Annotated in this window: 11 protein-coding genes and 1 pseudogene; 8 read left to right on the forward strand and 4 right to left on the reverse strand. The window is 67.5% G+C overall.

Translation table 11 applies throughout. The features are described 5' to 3' along the window. Positions 1-39: 39 nt before the first annotated feature. A complete protein-coding gene (locus tag B5X90_RS11445; protein WP_079553042.1) occupies positions 40-3849 on the reverse strand; it encodes a multifunctional oxoglutarate decarboxylase/oxoglutarate dehydrogenase thiamine pyrophosphate-binding subunit/dihydrolipoyllysine-residue succinyltransferase subunit in 3810 nt (1269 codons plus the stop codon). 342 nt (positions 3850-4191) lie between these two features. Here B5X90_RS11445 and B5X90_RS11450 point away from each other — a divergent pair, with 342 nt between their 5' ends. The 6 genes from B5X90_RS11450 to B5X90_RS11475 all read left to right on the forward strand — a co-directional run bounded on the left by B5X90_RS11450 (position 4192) and on the right by B5X90_RS11475 (position 11247). Further along, positions 4192-5670, forward strand: coding sequence for a GuaB1 family IMP dehydrogenase-related protein (locus tag B5X90_RS11450; protein ID WP_079553044.1), 1479 nt, complete (start codon positions 4192-4194; stop codon positions 5668-5670). 318 nt (positions 5671-5988) lie between these two features. Then, complete coding sequence (locus B5X90_RS11455; RefSeq protein WP_018775293.1) at positions 5989-7326, forward strand: hemolysin family protein; 1338 nt, start codon at positions 5989-5991, stop codon at positions 7324-7326. Then, complete coding sequence (locus B5X90_RS11460) at positions 7323-8387, forward strand: hemolysin family protein (protein WP_079553047.1); 1065 nt, start codon at positions 7323-7325, stop codon at positions 8385-8387. Before B5X90_RS11455 ends, B5X90_RS11460 begins: the two co-directional genes overlap by 4 nt. Positions 8388-8534: 147 nt before the next feature. Beyond that, entirely contained in the window at positions 8535-9494 is a 960-nt protein-coding gene (locus tag B5X90_RS11465) for a metal ABC transporter solute-binding protein, Zn/Mn family (RefSeq protein WP_218670194.1), read from the forward strand. Positions 9495-9555: 61 nt separating this feature from the next. Next, positions 9556-10359, forward strand: coding sequence for a metal ABC transporter ATP-binding protein (locus tag B5X90_RS11470; protein WP_079553049.1), 804 nt, complete (start codon positions 9556-9558; stop codon positions 10357-10359). Further along, positions 10360-11247, forward strand: a complete 888-nt coding sequence (locus B5X90_RS11475) for a metal ABC transporter permease (protein WP_079553051.1) — start codon at positions 10360-10362, stop codon at positions 11245-11247. It abuts the gene before it with no gap. A gap of 120 nt (positions 11248-11367) precedes the next feature. On the opposite strand, the gene B5X90_RS11480 is transcribed toward B5X90_RS11475, so the two are convergent. After that, positions 11368-11829 carry a Fur family transcriptional regulator gene (locus tag B5X90_RS11480; RefSeq protein WP_079553053.1) on the reverse strand — a complete coding sequence of 154 codons (462 nt, stop codon included), beginning with the start codon at positions 11827-11829 and terminating at the stop codon, positions 11368-11370. A 115-nt stretch (positions 11830-11944) separates the two neighbouring features. Between B5X90_RS11480 and B5X90_RS11485 the strand changes: the two genes are divergently transcribed. After that, positions 11945-12601 carry an MBL fold metallo-hydrolase gene (locus tag B5X90_RS11485; protein WP_079553056.1) on the forward strand — a complete coding sequence of 219 codons (657 nt, stop codon included), beginning with the start codon at positions 11945-11947 and terminating at the stop codon, positions 12599-12601. An 83-nt stretch (positions 12602-12684) separates the two neighbouring features. Here the strand turns inward: B5X90_RS11485 and B5X90_RS11490 are convergent, their stop codons facing one another. Next, positions 12685-13818 carry a PLP-dependent cysteine synthase family protein gene (locus tag B5X90_RS11490; protein ID WP_079553058.1) on the reverse strand — a complete coding sequence of 378 codons (1134 nt, stop codon included), beginning with the start codon at positions 13816-13818 and terminating at the stop codon, positions 12685-12687. A 48-nt stretch (positions 13819-13866) separates the two neighbouring features. Between B5X90_RS11490 and B5X90_RS11495 the strand changes: the two genes are divergently transcribed. Beyond that, positions 13867-14739, forward strand: coding sequence for a sulfurtransferase (locus B5X90_RS11495; RefSeq protein ID WP_079553060.1), 873 nt, complete (start codon positions 13867-13869; stop codon positions 14737-14739). A 76-nt stretch (positions 14740-14815) separates the two neighbouring features. Here the strand turns inward: B5X90_RS11495 and B5X90_RS21635 are convergent. After that, positions 14816-15148: pseudogene (locus B5X90_RS21635) on the reverse strand (HNH endonuclease); the annotation flags it as partial.

Here is a 15148-nt window from a genome sequence, read left to right on the forward strand (position 1 = left end):
AGTGTTGTTGTTTCAGTCTCCGGCCGGGCAGTAATGCCGCTATTTACGAGCGAATGCCTGCTTGAGCAAGGCGTCCTGTTCTGCCGCGTGGCGCTTCATCGACCCTGCCGCGGTGGAGGCCGAGGCGGGGCGGGAGATGAGGCGGACCCGGCGGTCCAGAGCGTCCGGCAGGTTCAGGCCGATGAACGGCCACGGACCCTGGTTGGCCGGTTCGTCCTGCGCCCAGACCACTTCCGCGTTCGGGTACTTGGCCAGCTCCGCGGCGATCTCGTCGGCCGGCAGCGGGTACAGCTGCTCGACGCGGACGATCGCCGTGGTCTTGTTCTCGGTCTTCTGCCGGGTGGACAGCAGATCGTAGTACAGGCGTCCGGAGACCAGCAGCACCCGTTCGACGGCGTCGGCCTGCAGCTGCGCGTGTTCCGGAATGACCGGGCGGAACGTGCCGGTGGTGAAGTCCTCCACGGAGGACGCGGCGGCCTTGAGGCGGAGCAGCTGCTTGGGCGTAAAGATGATAAGCGGCTTGCGCGGCCTGCTGTACGCCTGGCGGCGCAGCAGGTGGAAGTGCGAGGCCGACGTCGTGGGGTTGGCCACGATCATGTTCTCTTCGGCGCACATCTGCAGGAAACGCTCGATGCGGGCGGAGGAGTGGTCCGGACCCTGGCCCTCGTAGCCGTGCGGCAGCATGAGAACCAGCGAGGACCGCTGGCCCCATTTCTGCTCGGCCGAGGAGATGAACTCATCAATGATGGTCTGCGCGCCGTTGACGAAGTCACCGAACTGCGCTTCCCAGAGCACCAACGCATCCGGGCGTTCCACCGAGTACCCGTATTCGAAGCCCATGGCGGCGTATTCGGAGAGCAGCGAATCGTAGATCCACAGCTTCGCCTGGTTATCCGAGAGGTGGGCCAGCGGAAGCCACTCGTCGCCGTTGGCGCGGTCGTGGAAGACGGCGTGGCGCTGCACGAAGGTGCCGCGGCGCGAGTCCTGGCCGGCGAGCCGGACGGGGACGCCTTCCATGATGAGCGAGCCGAACGCGGCCAGTTCACCGAAGCCCCAGTCGATGCCGCCTTCACGGGACATCGCCTCACGCTTCTCCAGCAGCTGCTTGAGCTTGGCGTGGACGGTGAAGCCGTCCGGGATATCGGTGTGGGCCTTGCCGATGCGGGCCAGGGTCTCCGCGGAGATCGCGGTGGAGACCGGCGCGCTGACGCCGGAATCGGACTGCTGGGCCATGGGGCGTTCCAGGTCCGACACTGCGGCCGAATCGGCCGTGATGATCGGGATCGGGGACGTCTGGGCCGCGTGGGTTTCCGCGAAGACGCGTTCCAGGCGTTCCTGGTAGTCCCGCAGCAGCTGCTCGGCTTCTTCCTCGGTGATGTCACCGCGGCCGATCAGCGATTCGGTGTACAGCTTGCGGACCGAGCGCTTGGCCTCGATCAGGTTGTACATCAGCGGCTGGGTCATCGAGGGGTCGTCGCCCTCGTTGTGGCCGCGGCGGCGGTAGCAGACCATGTCGATGACTACGTCCTTGTGGAAACGCTGACGGAACTCGTAGGCGAGCTGGCCGATGCGGACCACGGCCTCCGGGTCGTCGCCGTTCACGTGGAACACCGGTGCCTGGATCATCTTGGCGACGTCCGTGGAGTACGTGGAGGAACGCGAGGACGACGGTGCGGTGGTGAAGCCGACCTGGTTGTTGACCACGATGTGGATGGTGCCGCCGGTGCGGTACCCGCGCAGCTGGGAGAGGTTGAGCGTTTCCGCGACCACGCCCTGGCCGGCGAAGGCGGCGTCGCCGTGCACCATGATCGGCAGCACGGGGAACGCCTCGCCCTGGTCCAGGCGGTCCTGCTTGGCACGGACGATTCCTTCGAGGACGGAATCGACGGCCTCGAGGTGGGACGGGTTCGCGGCGAGGTAGACCTTGGTCTCCTTGCCGTTGTCCGAGGTGAAAGTGCCCTCGGTGCCCAGGTGGTACTTGACGTCACCGGAGCCCTGCACGGAGCGCGGGTCCTGGGTGCCTTCGAATTCGCGGAAGACCTGTGCGTAGGTCTTGCCCGCGATGTTGGTCAGCACGTTGAGCCGGCCGCGGTGGGCCATGCCGATCGCCACTTCGTCGAGTTCGTCGTCGGCGGCGTCGGAGATGATCGCGTCCAGCAGCGGGATCAGGGACTCGCCGCCCTCGAGCGAGAAGCGCTTCTGGCCGACGAACTTCGTCTGCAGGAAGGTCTCGAAGGCCTCGGCGGCGTTGAGCTTGGAGACGATGCGCAGCTGCTCGTCGCGGCTCGGCTTCGAGTACGGGTGCTCCAGCTGGTCCTGGAACCACTTGCGCTCGGCCGGGTCCTGGATGTGCATGTATTCGATGCCGGCAGTGCGGCAGTAGGCATCACGGAGGACGCCGAGGATGTCGCGGAACTTGAGCATCGGCCTGCCGCCGAAGCCGCCGGTGGGCCACTCGCGGTCCAGGTCCCACAGCGTCAGGCCGTAGGTCAGGACATCGAGGTCCGGGTGCTTGCGCTGGACGTACTCGAGCGGATCGGTGTCCGCCATGAGGTGGCCGCGCACGCGGTAGGCGTGGATCAGCTGCTGGATCCGGGCAACCTTGTTGATCTCGTCGGCCGGGTCCACCTGCAGGTCGGGGCTCCAGCGCACAGGCTCGTAGGGGATGCGCAGGGACTCGAAGATCTCGTCATAGAAGTTCTGCGCGCCCAGCAGCAGCTGGTGCACGAGCTTGAGGAACTCGCCGCTGCCGGCACCCTGGATGACGCGGTGGTCATAGGTGGAGGTCAGCGTGAGGACCTTGCTGATCGCGTTCTGCGCGATGATCTTCTCGCTGGCACCCTGGAACTCGGCCGGGTAGTCCAGTGCGCCGACGCCGATGATGGCGGCCTGGCCCTTGGACAGGCGCGGCACCGAGTGGACGGTGCCGATGCCGCCGGGGTTGGTCAGGGACACGGTGGTGCCGGAGTGGTCGTCCGCGGTCAGCTTGCCGTTGCGGGCACGCTTGATCAGGTCCTCGTAGGTGTGCCAGAACTCGGAGAAGTTGAGGGTCTCCGCCTTCTTGATGTTCGGGACCATGAGCAGGCGGGTGCCGTCGGGCTTGGGCATGTCGATCGCGATGCCGAAGTTCACGTGCGCCGGCTGGACAGCCACCGGCTTGCCGTCGATCTCGTCGTAGTAGACGTTCATCGACGGGAACTGGGACAGGGCGCGGATGACGGCGTAGCCGATCAGGTGCGTGAAGGAGACCTTGCCACCACGGGCGCGGGCCAGGTTGGAGTTGATGACCACGCGGTTGTCGATCAGGAGCTTCGCCGGGATGGCGCGGACGCTCGTGGCGGTCGGCACTTCCAGGCTGGTGACCATGTTCGAGGCGATCGCCTTGGCCGGGCCGCGCAGGACGGAGACGACGTCTTCTTCGGGCGCCGTCGGGGCCTTGAGGTTCTTGGGCAGCTGCGCCGGGATCGGCGCGGTGCCGGGGCCGGCGTCGGAAGTCTTGGAGCCGTCCCGGGCGACGGTGGCCGGGGCTTTCTTGGCGGCGGGCGCAGCCGGAGCGGGCGCAGCCGGAGCGGGCGCAGCCGTGGCGGCGGGTGCTGCGGGCGCAGGTGCTGCCGGAGCGGCGGCGGGCGCTACAACGGGAAGTTCACGGGTGGCAGGATGCACAGCTGTCGCGGTGCCGGACGTTCCGTTGGCGGGAGAGGCGTCACTAGCTTTGAAGGATTCGAACAGGGGCCACCACTTGGAGTCGACCGTGTTCTTGTCCTGCTGGTAACGCTCATACAGTTCGTCAACGAGCCACTCGTTTCCGCCAAATTCCTCTGGTAGACGGTGGCTAGGCTGCTCTGGCACTTGAAATACGCCTCTTCCATGAGTTTGATTCCCTCTGGCTTCCACGGTGCCTCGGCACAACGATTGAGCCAGTCTCTGCGTCCAGTGAACCCAGACCCATGCCAGTCTAGTGAGGATTCTTGCCAAACCGCCAATAAGCGTGACCCAAATCATGATCCGCCCCGGCAGCCGCCGAAATGCGGTGAAGAAGAGTTGCAGAACCGGCCCCGGATAGGGCCCTCATGCGGTGCCCTGCGCGAGGCCGGACGCGGTGCCGGGCCCCGCCGGAAACCGCCCTAGAATCAAGTGAGAACCCGTTTGTCGCCGACGGTGCCAGCTGCGGGTGCCAGCAAAGGAGCAGCAGTGCGATTCCTGAATGAACCCACCACCGATCTGACCTACTCGGACCTCTTCCTGGTCCCGTCCCGGTCCGATGTGACCTCCCGCCTGGACGTTGACCTCGCGGCCGACGACGGGACCGGCTCCGCGATCCCGCTGGTGGCGGCGAACATGACCGCGGTCACGGGGAAGCGGATGGCCGAGACCATGGCCCGCCGCGGCGGCCTTGGTGTCCTGCCGCAGGACGTCCCGCTCGACGTCATCCGTGACGTCACAGCCTGGATCAAGGGACGCCACCCGGTCCTGGAAACCCCCGTCACGCTCGCACCCACGGACACCGTCATTGACGCCCTCCACTTGATGGGCAAGCGGCCGCACGGAGCTGTTGTGGTGGTGGACGACTCCGGCGCGGTCACCGGTGTTGTCCGGGCCACCGACTGCGAGGGCCAGGACCGTTTCGCGTCACTGGCCTCCGTCATCCGCCACCAGCCGCTGGTGCTCGACGCCGGACCGCTCGCCGGCGGGTTGTTTGGGGGCGGGTCGGCGGCCGATGCTGCGCAGGCCCTCCGCCGCGCCTTTGAAGCGATGGACGCCGCCGGAACCGACTACGCACCGGTGCAGCAGGCCGGCGTCCTGGCCGGCGTGCTCACCCGTAAGGGCGCCCTGCGCTCCACGCTCTACCGGCCGTCCCTGGACGACGACGGCCGGCTGAAAGTCGCTGCCGCCGTCGGAATCAACGGTGACGTGGCCGGACGGGCCGCCGAATTGCTGGCGGCCGGCGTCAACGTGCTGGTCCTCGACACCGCACACGGGCACCAGCAGAAAATGTTCGACGCCCTCGCCGCCGTGAAGGGTCTCAACCCCGGCGTGCCGGTGGTCGCCGGCAACGTCGTCACCGGCGACGCCACACGTGAGCTCATCGAGGCCGGGGCGGACATCGTCAAGGTCGGCGTGGGCCCCGGCGCCATGTGCACCACGCGCATGATGACGGCCGTGGGCCGCCCCCAGTTCAGCGCCGTCCTGGAATGTTCCGCCGCAGCCCGGGAAGCCGGCGGCCGGGTCTGGGCCGACGGCGGGGTCCGCTACCCGCGCGACGTCGCCCTGGCCCTGGCCGCGGGGGCCAGCCAGGTCATGATCGGCTCCTGGTTTGCCGGAACGCACGAGAGCCCCGGGGACCTCCAGCTCGACGCCTCGGGCCGGCAGTACAAGGAGAGCTTCGGCATGGCGTCCGCCCGGGCGGTGCAGAACCGCAACCAACGCGAGGGCGCCTTTGAAAAGGACCGCAAGGCCCTCTTCGAGGAAGGCATCTCCACCTCCCGCATGTACGTCGACGCAGCCCGGCCCGGCGTCGAGGACCTGCTGGACATGATCACCGCGGGCCTGCGCAGTTCCATGAGCTACGCCGGCGCTGCCGATCTCGCCGCTTTCCGCGAACGCGCCGTGGCAGGCATCCAGTCCGCGGCCGGGTACGAGGAGGGCCGGCCCGTCCCGCAGAGCTGGTGAATCCGGCGCGGCCGGTGACGCCGGCGGTCCGGGGCCGGCGTCGGTTGCTCCTGTAGACTGAAATTCTTATGGACAGTAAATCTAGGTGCCGGCCTGGGGGCTGTCAGCGGAGTACGGAAACCGTTCCCGCCCAGTCCACCCGCAGAGCCGGCAAACCCCGTTCACGCGCCCATCACTCTCCGGCCGCACGCCATTCCGGAGCTATCCAGGAAACAGGGTCGGCCGCCGCCGACCATCCTCCGCGAGGCCGGGCCTTCCCGCATTTGCGTCCCCAGACGCGGCACCTGCCGTGCGCTGCTGCGGAAGCAGGCCGCTGACATGGAATGGCTACTCCTCGCAGCAGGCCTCCTGCTCATCCTCGGCACCGGCTTCTTTGTCGCCGTGGAATTTTCCCTGGTCGCCCTGGACCAGGCCACCGTGCAGCGCGCCGTTGACACCGGCGACACCGCCGCCGAGCCGTTGCTCAAATGTCTCAAGTCACTCTCCACCCAGCTTTCCAGCTGCCAGCTGGGCATCACTATGACCACGCTGCTGACCGGCTATGTCATGGAACCGTCCGTGGGCAAGCTCCTGGAAGGCCCCCTCACCGCCCTCGGCGTCCCGCCTGCGGCAGCTGCCTCGCTGTCCCTGGTCCTGGCAATGGCGGTGGCCACCCTGCTCTCCATGGTGATCGGCGAGTTGGTGCCCAAGAACATGGCCATCGCGCTGTCCTTCCCGATCGGCAAAGCCGTGGCCCGGCCCCAGCTGGTGTTCACCGCCATCTTCAAGCCCGCCATCGTGGTGCTCAATGGCTTCTCCAACAAGGTCCTCAACGTCTTCGGCCTGGAGGCCAAGGAAGAAATCTCCGGCGCCCGCACCCCGGCCGAGCTGGCCTCGCTTGTGCGCCGCTCCGCGGCCATGGGCACCCTCGACGCCGGAACGGCCAACTTCATCGCCCGGACCCTGAAGTTCTCCGGGCGGACCGCCGCGGACGTCATGACCCCCCGCATCCGCGTGGAGACCATCGACGCCGACCAGCCGGTCTCCGATATCGTCGAGGCCGCCAAGCGCACCGGATACTCCCGGTTCCCCGTGATCGGCGAGTCCTCCGATGACATCCGCGGCGTGGTCCATATCAAGAAGGCCATTGCCGTGCCCGCGGACCGCCGCGCCAAGCTGCAGGCGGGGGCCATCATGACCGACGTGCTCCGGGTCCCCGAAACCATCCACCTGGACGCCCTCCTCGCCGAACTGCGCGAGGGCAACCTGCAACTGGCCGTGGTCCTGGATGAATACGGTGGAACCGCCGGCATCACCACGCTGGAGGACCTCGTGGAGGAAATCGTCGGGGAAGTGGCCGATGAGCATGACAAGGTCCGGCCCGGCCTGCTCCAAAGCGCGTCGGGGGACTGGTACTTCCCGGGCCTGCTCCGGCCCGATGAGCTCTCCGAACAGATCCCGGGCCTGACCGTGCCCGACGAGGCTGCCTACGAAACGGTGGGAGGCTACGTCATGAGCCAGCTCGGCCGCATCGCGGCAGTCGGCGACACAGTCGACGTCGTCGGCGGGACACTGAGCGTGACCCGCATGGACGGCCGCCGGATCGACCGGATCTGTTTCCGGCCCATCCGGGTGTCCGGCGACGGCCAGCCCGCCAGCCAGGCAGGTGCCGCATGAGCGACTGGGCAGGAATTCTCTGGCTTGCGTTCCTCCTGGTGGGCAACGCCTTCTTCGTGGCCGCCGAATTCGCCGTCATGTCGGCCCGCCGCAGCCAGATCGAGCCGCTGGCCGAGGCAGGCTCCAAGCGCGCGCAGACCACACTGCGGGCGATGGAAAACGTCTCCCTCATGCTCGCCTGTGCCCAGCTCGGCATCACCGTCTGCTCGCTGCTGATCCTGCAGGTGGCCGAGCCCGCGATCCACCACCTCCTGGCCGTGCCGCTGGAAGCGGCGGGCGTCCCTGTGGAGGTCGCGAACATTGTGGCCTTCGCCGTCGCCCTGCTGTTGGTGACGTTCCTGCACGTCACGTTCGGCGAAATGGTGCCCAAGAACATTTCCGTGTCCGTCGCGGACAAGGCGGCGCTGCTGCTGGCGCCGCCGCTGATGTTCATCGGACGGCTCGTCAAGCCCGTCATTGCGGCGCTTAACTGGTCCGCGAACCACATCCTGAAGCTGATGCGGATTGAGCCGAAGGACGAGGTGACCTCCACCTTCACCCTTGAAGAAGTGCAGTCGATCGTGCAGGAATCCACCCGCCACGGACTCGTGGACGACGACGCCGGACTCATCACCGGAGCGCTCGAGTTCTCCGAACACACCGCGTCCCATGTGATGGTTCCGCTGGGCAAACTCGTCATGCTCAAGGCGGCCACCACGCCGGTCGAATTCGAAAAGGCAGTGAGCCGGACCGGGTTCTCGCGCTTCCCGATGCTCGACGACGACGGCATGCTGGCCGGTTACCTCCATATCAAGGACGTGCTGTCCATCCCGGACGCCGGGTACCACCAGCCGATTGCGGAAAGCCGCATCCGGTCGCTGGCGAACCTCGCCATGGATGACGAAATCGAGCAGGCCATGTCCGTCATGCAGCGCACGGGCTCGCACCTGGCCCGCGTGATCGGGCCCGACGGGCTGACCCAGGGAGTGCTGTTCCTCGAAGACGTGATCGAGCAGCTCGTCGGCGAAATCCGGGACGCGACGCAGGCGACCGGCTACCGCAGGCTGGGCCAGGACCAGTAGCGGGCAGCCCAGTACCGGGCAGCCCAGTAGCGGACGGGCGCCGGCGGGGCACGCCATGTATCCCTAAATAGGAATGATTCCTATTTAGGGATACACTCGGGCTGTTGCTATTGCTCCTGATTCTCAATAACAGATCCGAGGTTTTCCGTGCGTCGTCCTGCTGCCCGAGTCCTGCTGGCTGGTCTTGCCGGCGTGGGCCTCCTGCTCACCGCGTGCAGTCCGACGTCCGGCAGCCCGCGGGGGACGGCAGGGGACGGTGTGGTCAACGTCGTCGCATCCACCAGCGTGTACGGCGACATCGTCTCCAGCATCGGCGGCGACAAGGTCCGGGTCAGCTCGATCATCAACCGGACCAGCCAGGACCCGCACTCCTACGAGGCCACCACGCAGGACAAGCTGGCAGTCTCCAAGGCCGAGCTCGTGGTGGAGAACGGCGGGGGATACGACGCCTTCATGGACACGCTGGCGACCGACACCGGACTCGACCGCGGCAGCGTCATCAGCGCCGTGGACGTTTCCGGCCTTGCCAGCGAAAGCCCGGCAGCGGCGAGCCCCGACTCCGCCGGCCACACCCACGGGTCCACGGGGCTGAACGAACACGTCTGGTACAGCCTGCCTGCCATGTCCCGCCTCGCGGACGCCTTCGCCGAGAAGCTGGGCTCGCTGGAACCGGCCTCGGCGCAGACGTTCCGGAGCAACGCGGCCGCCTTCAAGGACTCGCTCGGCGGCCTGGAAACGAAGCTCGCCGCCATCAAGTCCTCGGCAGGCCACGCGCCCGTGGCCGTCACCGAGCCTGTACCGCTGTACCTGCTCGAGGACGCCGGCCTGGAGAACGAGACCCCGGCCGAGTACACGGCGGCGATCGAGGAGGACGCCGACGTCCCGCCCGCCGTGCTCAAGACCACCGTCGATCTCGTGGCATCCCGGGGCGTAAGGCTGCTGGCCTACAATACTCAGACCGAGGGACCGCAGACGGCGGCGGTGAAAAAAGCCGCCGAGAACGCCGGCGTCCCGGTCGTGAACTTCAGCGAGACCCTCCCGGACGGCCAGTCCTACCTGCAGTGGATGGCCGGAAACGTGGAGAGCATCGGCAAGGCCCTAGGATGATCGCAACAGCGGGAGCAGCCATCTCCGCGGAAAATCGAGGAAACCCCTTTTGACACCGGTAGTGAGTTTGCGCGGCGCCTCCCTGGCGTTCGGCCAACGGACTCTCTGGGAGGGCCTGGACCTGGACATCAACCCGGGTGAATTCTTTGCCGTGCTCGGGCCCAACGGCAGCGGCAAGACCACCTTCCTGAAGGTTCTGCTGGGGCTGCAGGAACTGAGCACGGGAACGGCAGTGCTCGACGGCCACCCTGTTGAACGGGGAAGCCGCCGGATCGGCTACGTGCCCCAGCAGAAATCATTCGACCCCGATACGCCCCTGCGCGCCCGCGACCTCGTGGCGCTCGGCGTCGACGGCCACCGCTGGGGCATCCGCCTCGGCGGCGCCAAGGTGAACCGTAAAGTCGATGAACTCCTGGAGCTTGTGGGCGCCACCGACTACGCCAAGGTGCCGGTGGGGCAGCTTTCCGGCGGTGAGCAGCAGCGCCTGCGCGTGGCGCAGGCCCTCGCGACCGATCCCAAGGTGCTGCTGTGCGACGAGCCGCTGCTCTCCCTTGACCTTCAGCACCAGCAAGGCGTCAGCGCGCTGATCAACAGGCATTGCCGCGACGCGGACAGTGCCGTGGTGTTCGTGACCCACGAGATCAACCCGATCATGGACTACGTGGACCGGGTCCTGTACCTGGCTGGCGGAAAGTTCCGGGTGGGCACACCCGCGGAGGTCATGACTACCGAGGTGCTCTCCGATTTGTACGACAGCCGTGTTGAAGTCATCCAGGCCAACGGACGGCTGATCGTCGTCGGGCTGCCGGATGCCGCGACGCACCACCATCTGGACGCGCATTCAGTCGCGGGCGAGGTGGGCTAAGTGGATCTGGGCGACCTGCTGCATTCAATCTTCAACTTCGAAAACTACGGCGAGCTGCTGGTCCTGGTGCAGAACTCCATCTGGGCCGGCGCCGTCCTCGGGCTGCTCGGCGGAATCATGGGGACCTTCGTGATGAAACGCGACCTCGCCTTCGCCGTCCACGGAATCTCCGAGCTCTCCTTCGCCGGCGCGGCGTTCGCGCTGCTGATCGGCGCCGACATCATCCTCGGCTCGCTGGCAGGATCCGTGCTGGCAGCCCTGGTGCTGGGCGTGATGGGGGTTCGCGCCCGGGACAAGAACTCGATCATCGGCGTCATCATGCCCTTCGGGCTTGGCCTGGGCATCCTCTTCCTGTCCCTGTACGAGGGCCGGGCCGCCAACAAGTTCGGCCTGCTCACCGGGCAGATCGTGTCGGTCGGAACCGTCCAGCTGCAGGTTCTGGCGGTCGCCGCCGTCGTGGTGATGCTGGCGATGGCCGCCATCTGGCGGCCGTTGACCTTTGCCAGTGTCGACCCCGACGTCGCCACCGCCCGCGGCGTGCCGGTGCGGGCCCTCGCCCTTGGTTTCATGGTGCTGCTGGGGATAAGCGTGGCGCTGTCCATCCAGATTGTGGGCGCCCTGCTGGTGCTGGCCCTGCTGATCACGCCCGCGGCCGCGGCCATGCGCGTCACGTCCTCGCCCCGGCTGGTGGTCACGCTGAGCATCGTCTTTGCGATGACGGCGACCGTCGGAGGCATCCTGCTGGCCCTCGGCGGCCGGCTGCCGATCAGCCCCTACGTGACCACGTTGTCCTTCCTGATCTACGTGGCCTGCCGGATGATCGGTGACGCACGGGCCAGGCGGGGGCTCAACGGCCGGGTGGTGCGGAGCGCGGCAGCTGCGGCTTAGACGCTCTCACGCTGTGGCGGAATTTCCCCAGGGTTGCCGCCGGCCGCCGGCGGGTCCCTGCGCCCCGCCGGTGAATTCCGGGGTCACGAGATCAAAGGTGGGGAATTTCAGCAGCTTCGGCTACGGGCCTGGCTGACTGGCTGTGCATTCGGGGCACAGGCCGAAGATTTCCACGGTGTGCTCCACCGCGGTGAAGCCGTGCTCATTCGCGATCCGCGCGGCCCAGGCTTCGACCGCCGGAGCTTCGACTTCCACGGCCTTGCCGCAGTTCCGGCACAGCAGGTGGTGGTGGTGCCCGGTGACGGCGCAGCGCCGGTACACCGCTTCGCCGTCGGCGTTGCGCAGGACATCCACCAGCCCGTCGTCGGCGAGGGACTGCAGGATCCGGTAGGAGGTCGCGAGGGACACCGCGGTGCCGCGCTCCTGGAGGATTCGGTGCAGTTCCTGGGTGCTGACGAAGTCCGCCAGCTCGTCCAAGGCGGCGCTGACGGCGAGGCGCTGCTTGGTGACGCGCTGTTCCTTGCCCTGCACGGGTGCCGCGGCCGGGGTCCGGCTGCTGCCGGTGGTAGCGCCTTGGGACATCGTGGAACTCGCTTCGTCAAAAGAATTCGCGGGTGGGACTCGCTGAGGGGGCAATGTCCAAGATTACCAGCAGGGCTTCGTGGACACTGTGACGGCTGGTGCCTAGGCTGGCCGGATGAAGCTGACCAAATTTACTCACGCCTGTGTCCGCCTCGAACAGGACGGCCGGGTGCTGGTGTTTGACCCGGGTACTTTTTCGGAGACGGACCAGGCCTTGGCCGGAGCACATGTTGTGCTCATTACCCACGAGCACGCGGACCATGTGGACGTCGACGCCGTCACCGCGGCGTTGCAGTCGAACACCGCCCTTGACCTTTTCGCCCCGGAGGCCGTGGCCGCGACGCTCCGCGGCAAGGCGCCCGACGCCGGAAGCCGCATCCATGCGGCGGGCGCGGGCGAGGATTTTGAAACGTCGGGCTTCGCCATCAGGACATTTGGCGGCCAGCACGCCCTCATCCATCCGCAGATCCCCGTGGTGGCCAACGTCGGCTACCTAGTCAACGGCAACGTCTACCACCCCGGGGACTCCTTCGCGATCCCCGACGGCGTCGAGGTCAAGACGCTGCTTGTACCCATCCACGCTCCGTGGAACAAGGTGGGCGAAGTGGTGGATTTTGTCATCGGCGTCCGCGCACCACAGGCCTTCCCGATCCACGACGCGCTCCTGAACGAGCTGGGCCGCGGCCTGGTGGAGGGGCACGTGACCCGGATCGGCGCCAAGTACGGCACCGAGTACCGGCACCTCTCCAGCGGCGATACCGCGGAGGTTTAGCCTCCGGGGCGCCTTGGCGCGCCTCAGGCCGGCGTGTTGGCGGGCGGCTTAGGCTGGCCGGCTTGGGCGTGTTGGCGGGCGGCTTAGGCCGGCCAGGCGCCGGTCCGGAAGAACTCGCGCAGCACGGCCTCGTGGGGTTTGGGATCCAGGCCGTGGGTCTCCAGCCATTCCGGGTTGTAGTAATTTCCGGCGTAGCGGTCCCCGGCGTCGCACATCAGGGTCACAACACTGCCCCGGCGGCCCTCCGCGATCATCCCGGCGATGAGCTGCCATGCACCCCAGAGGTTGGTCCCGGTGGACGGACCCGCGTGCAGACCGGCGTGGTCCCTCAGATGCCGCATGGCCGCCACCGACGCAGCGTCGGGAACCTGGATCATGTGGTCGATCACGGCGGGCACAAAACTCGGCTCCATCCGCGGCCGGCCGATGCCCTCGATGCGGGACGGCAATCCCGCCGCGGGCGCGGCAGCTGTGCGGGCAGTGGCAGTCCCGCCTCCGGCGACCGTCCCGGCATCGGGCAGGCTGTTCCGCCAGCCCGGATAGAACGCGGAATTTTCCGGGTCGACGACGGCGAGGCCCGTCTCGAAGCGGTGGTAGCGCAGGTACCGGCCAATCGTGGCGCTGGTCCCGCCAGTGCCGGCACCGACCACCACCCAGCGGGGGACCGGGTGCTCCTCCAGCGCCAGCTGGCCGAAGATCGATTCGGCGATGTTGTTGTTCCCGCGCCAGTCCGTGGCCCGTTCGGCGTACGTGAATTGGTCCATGTAGTGCCCGCCCGTGCTGCTGGCCAGATCCGCGGCAGCGTCGTAGACCTCGGAGGCGTGGTCCACCAGATGGCAGGAGCCGCCGAACTGTTCTATCAGGGCGATTTTTTCGCGGCTGGTGGTCCGGGTCATCACGGCGATGAAGGGCAGTCCCAGCAGCTGCGCAAAATAGGCTTCGGAGACGGCGGTGCTGCCGCTGGATGCCTCCACGATCGTGGTGCCTTCGCGGATCCAGCCGTTGACGAGGCCGAAGAGGAACAGGGACCGCGCCAGCCGGTGCTTGAGGCTGCCAGTGCGGTGGGTGGATTCGTCCTTCAGGTACAGCTGCACGCCCCAGTGCTCCGGAAGCGGCACCGAATACAAGTGAGTGTCGGCAGAGCGGTTGTTTTCGGCGTTGATCCGGCGGACGGCCTCGTCGGCCCAAGCCCGGTCCTGCTGATGCGTGGTGTTCACCGCTACAGCCTACCGGGGGCGGCGGGACGCCAAAGATAGAGTGGGGAAATGGACACCCTTCTCGATGCTGCTGCCCTCAAGGACCGGATGGACGGCGCCCGCGCGGCCGCCCAGCGCACAGTACTCCTCGACGTGCGCTGGGCGCTGGGGGATCCCCACGGTCACGACCACTACCTGACCGGACACATCCCCGGGGCCGTCTTCGTGGATCTCGCCACTGAACTTGCCGGACCGGCGGAACCGGAACGCGGAAGGCATCCGTTGCCGCCGCTGGAGCAGTTCCAGGAGTCCGCGCGCCGCTGGGGCATCAACGACGGCGATGCGGTCGTAGCGTACGACGACAGCGGCAACATGGCGGCCGCCCGGCTGTGGTGGATGCTGCGCAACGCCGGCTTTAGTTCTGTGTACCTGCTCGATGGCGGCCTGGCCGCGTGGCGGGCGGCCGGCTTCGAGCTGGCGGCCGGACCCGAACAGCCGGCACCCGGAAACGTCACCCTGTCCGACGGCGCCATGCCTGCGATCGACGCCGGACAAGCAGCCACTTGGGGCCAGCGGGGGCTGCTGTTGGACGCCCGGGCGGGGGAACGGTACCGCGGGGAAATCGAACCCGTGGATCCCCGCGCTGGCCATATTCCTGGGGCCGTCAGTGCCCCCACGACCGGGAACCTTGGCGCTGACGGGCGCTTCCTGGCCCCGGCGGAGCTGCGGGATCGCTTCGAACAGCTCGGTTACCGGGACGGCGTCCCCACTGCCGTGTACTGCGGCTCCGGAGTGACGGCGGCACATGAAATCGCCGCCCTCGAGATTGCCGGCTTTTCCGCTGCCCTCTATCCGGGGTCCTTTTCGGAGTGGTGCCACGGTCCTGCGAACGATGTTGTCACCGGGCCGGAACCGTACGGCGAGGATGCGGCTTCACGCTAGGGCCCGCACGAGCACGGGACGGCCCGGACAGGCTACTCAGAGCGCCTCCAGTTCCTATTCGGGCAGTCAATGATTCCTAGGCTGCGGCTGGCACTTTGGGCTTGTCGCGCCTGAGCGTTTTGGCTTGGTGCCGGAGCTGGCGGCGGTGGCGGGAGCCCGGCTGGGACCCTGGCTGTTCTGCGGCTGCTGGGCGAAGCGGTGTCCCCGGCAGGGGTGGCGCGGTGGAGTGGTAGGTGTGGCCGGTGGGGGTGGTGAGTTCGAGGGTGTGCCTGCTGCGCCTGCCGTTGCCGGGTTCGGCTGCAGGGCTGGGGCGTGCTTTCCAGCCGGGGGTTTCTTTGGTGTGGTTGCAGGCTTCGCAGAGTCCGGCGGCGTTGTCCGTGGTGGTCGGGCCGCCGGTGTGCCAGGGAAT

The sequence above is a fragment of the Arthrobacter sp. 49Tsu3.1M3 genome (assembly GCF_900168135.1).
Lineage (GTDB): Bacteria > Actinomycetota > Actinomycetes > Actinomycetales > Micrococcaceae > Arthrobacter.

Bases quoted from the DNA above. Each gene is read 5' to 3' on its own strand.
- B5X90_RS11455 (WP_018775293.1), top strand. From the start codon at position 5,989: ATGGAATGGCTACTCCTCGCAGCAGGCCTCCTGCTCATCCTCGGCACC.
- B5X90_RS11460 (WP_079553047.1), top strand. From the start codon at position 7,323: ATGAGCGACTGGGCAGGAATTCTCTGGCTTGCGTTCCTCCTGGTGGGC.
- B5X90_RS11480 (WP_079553053.1), bottom strand. From the start codon at position 11,829: ATGTCCCAAGGCGCTACCACCGGCAGCAGCCGGACCCCGGCCGCGGCA.
- B5X90_RS11485 (WP_079553056.1), top strand. From the start codon at position 11,945: ATGAAGCTGACCAAATTTACTCACGCCTGTGTCCGCCTCGAACAGGAC.
- B5X90_RS11495 (WP_079553060.1), top strand. From the start codon at position 13,867: ATGGACACCCTTCTCGATGCTGCTGCCCTCAAGGACCGGATGGACGGC.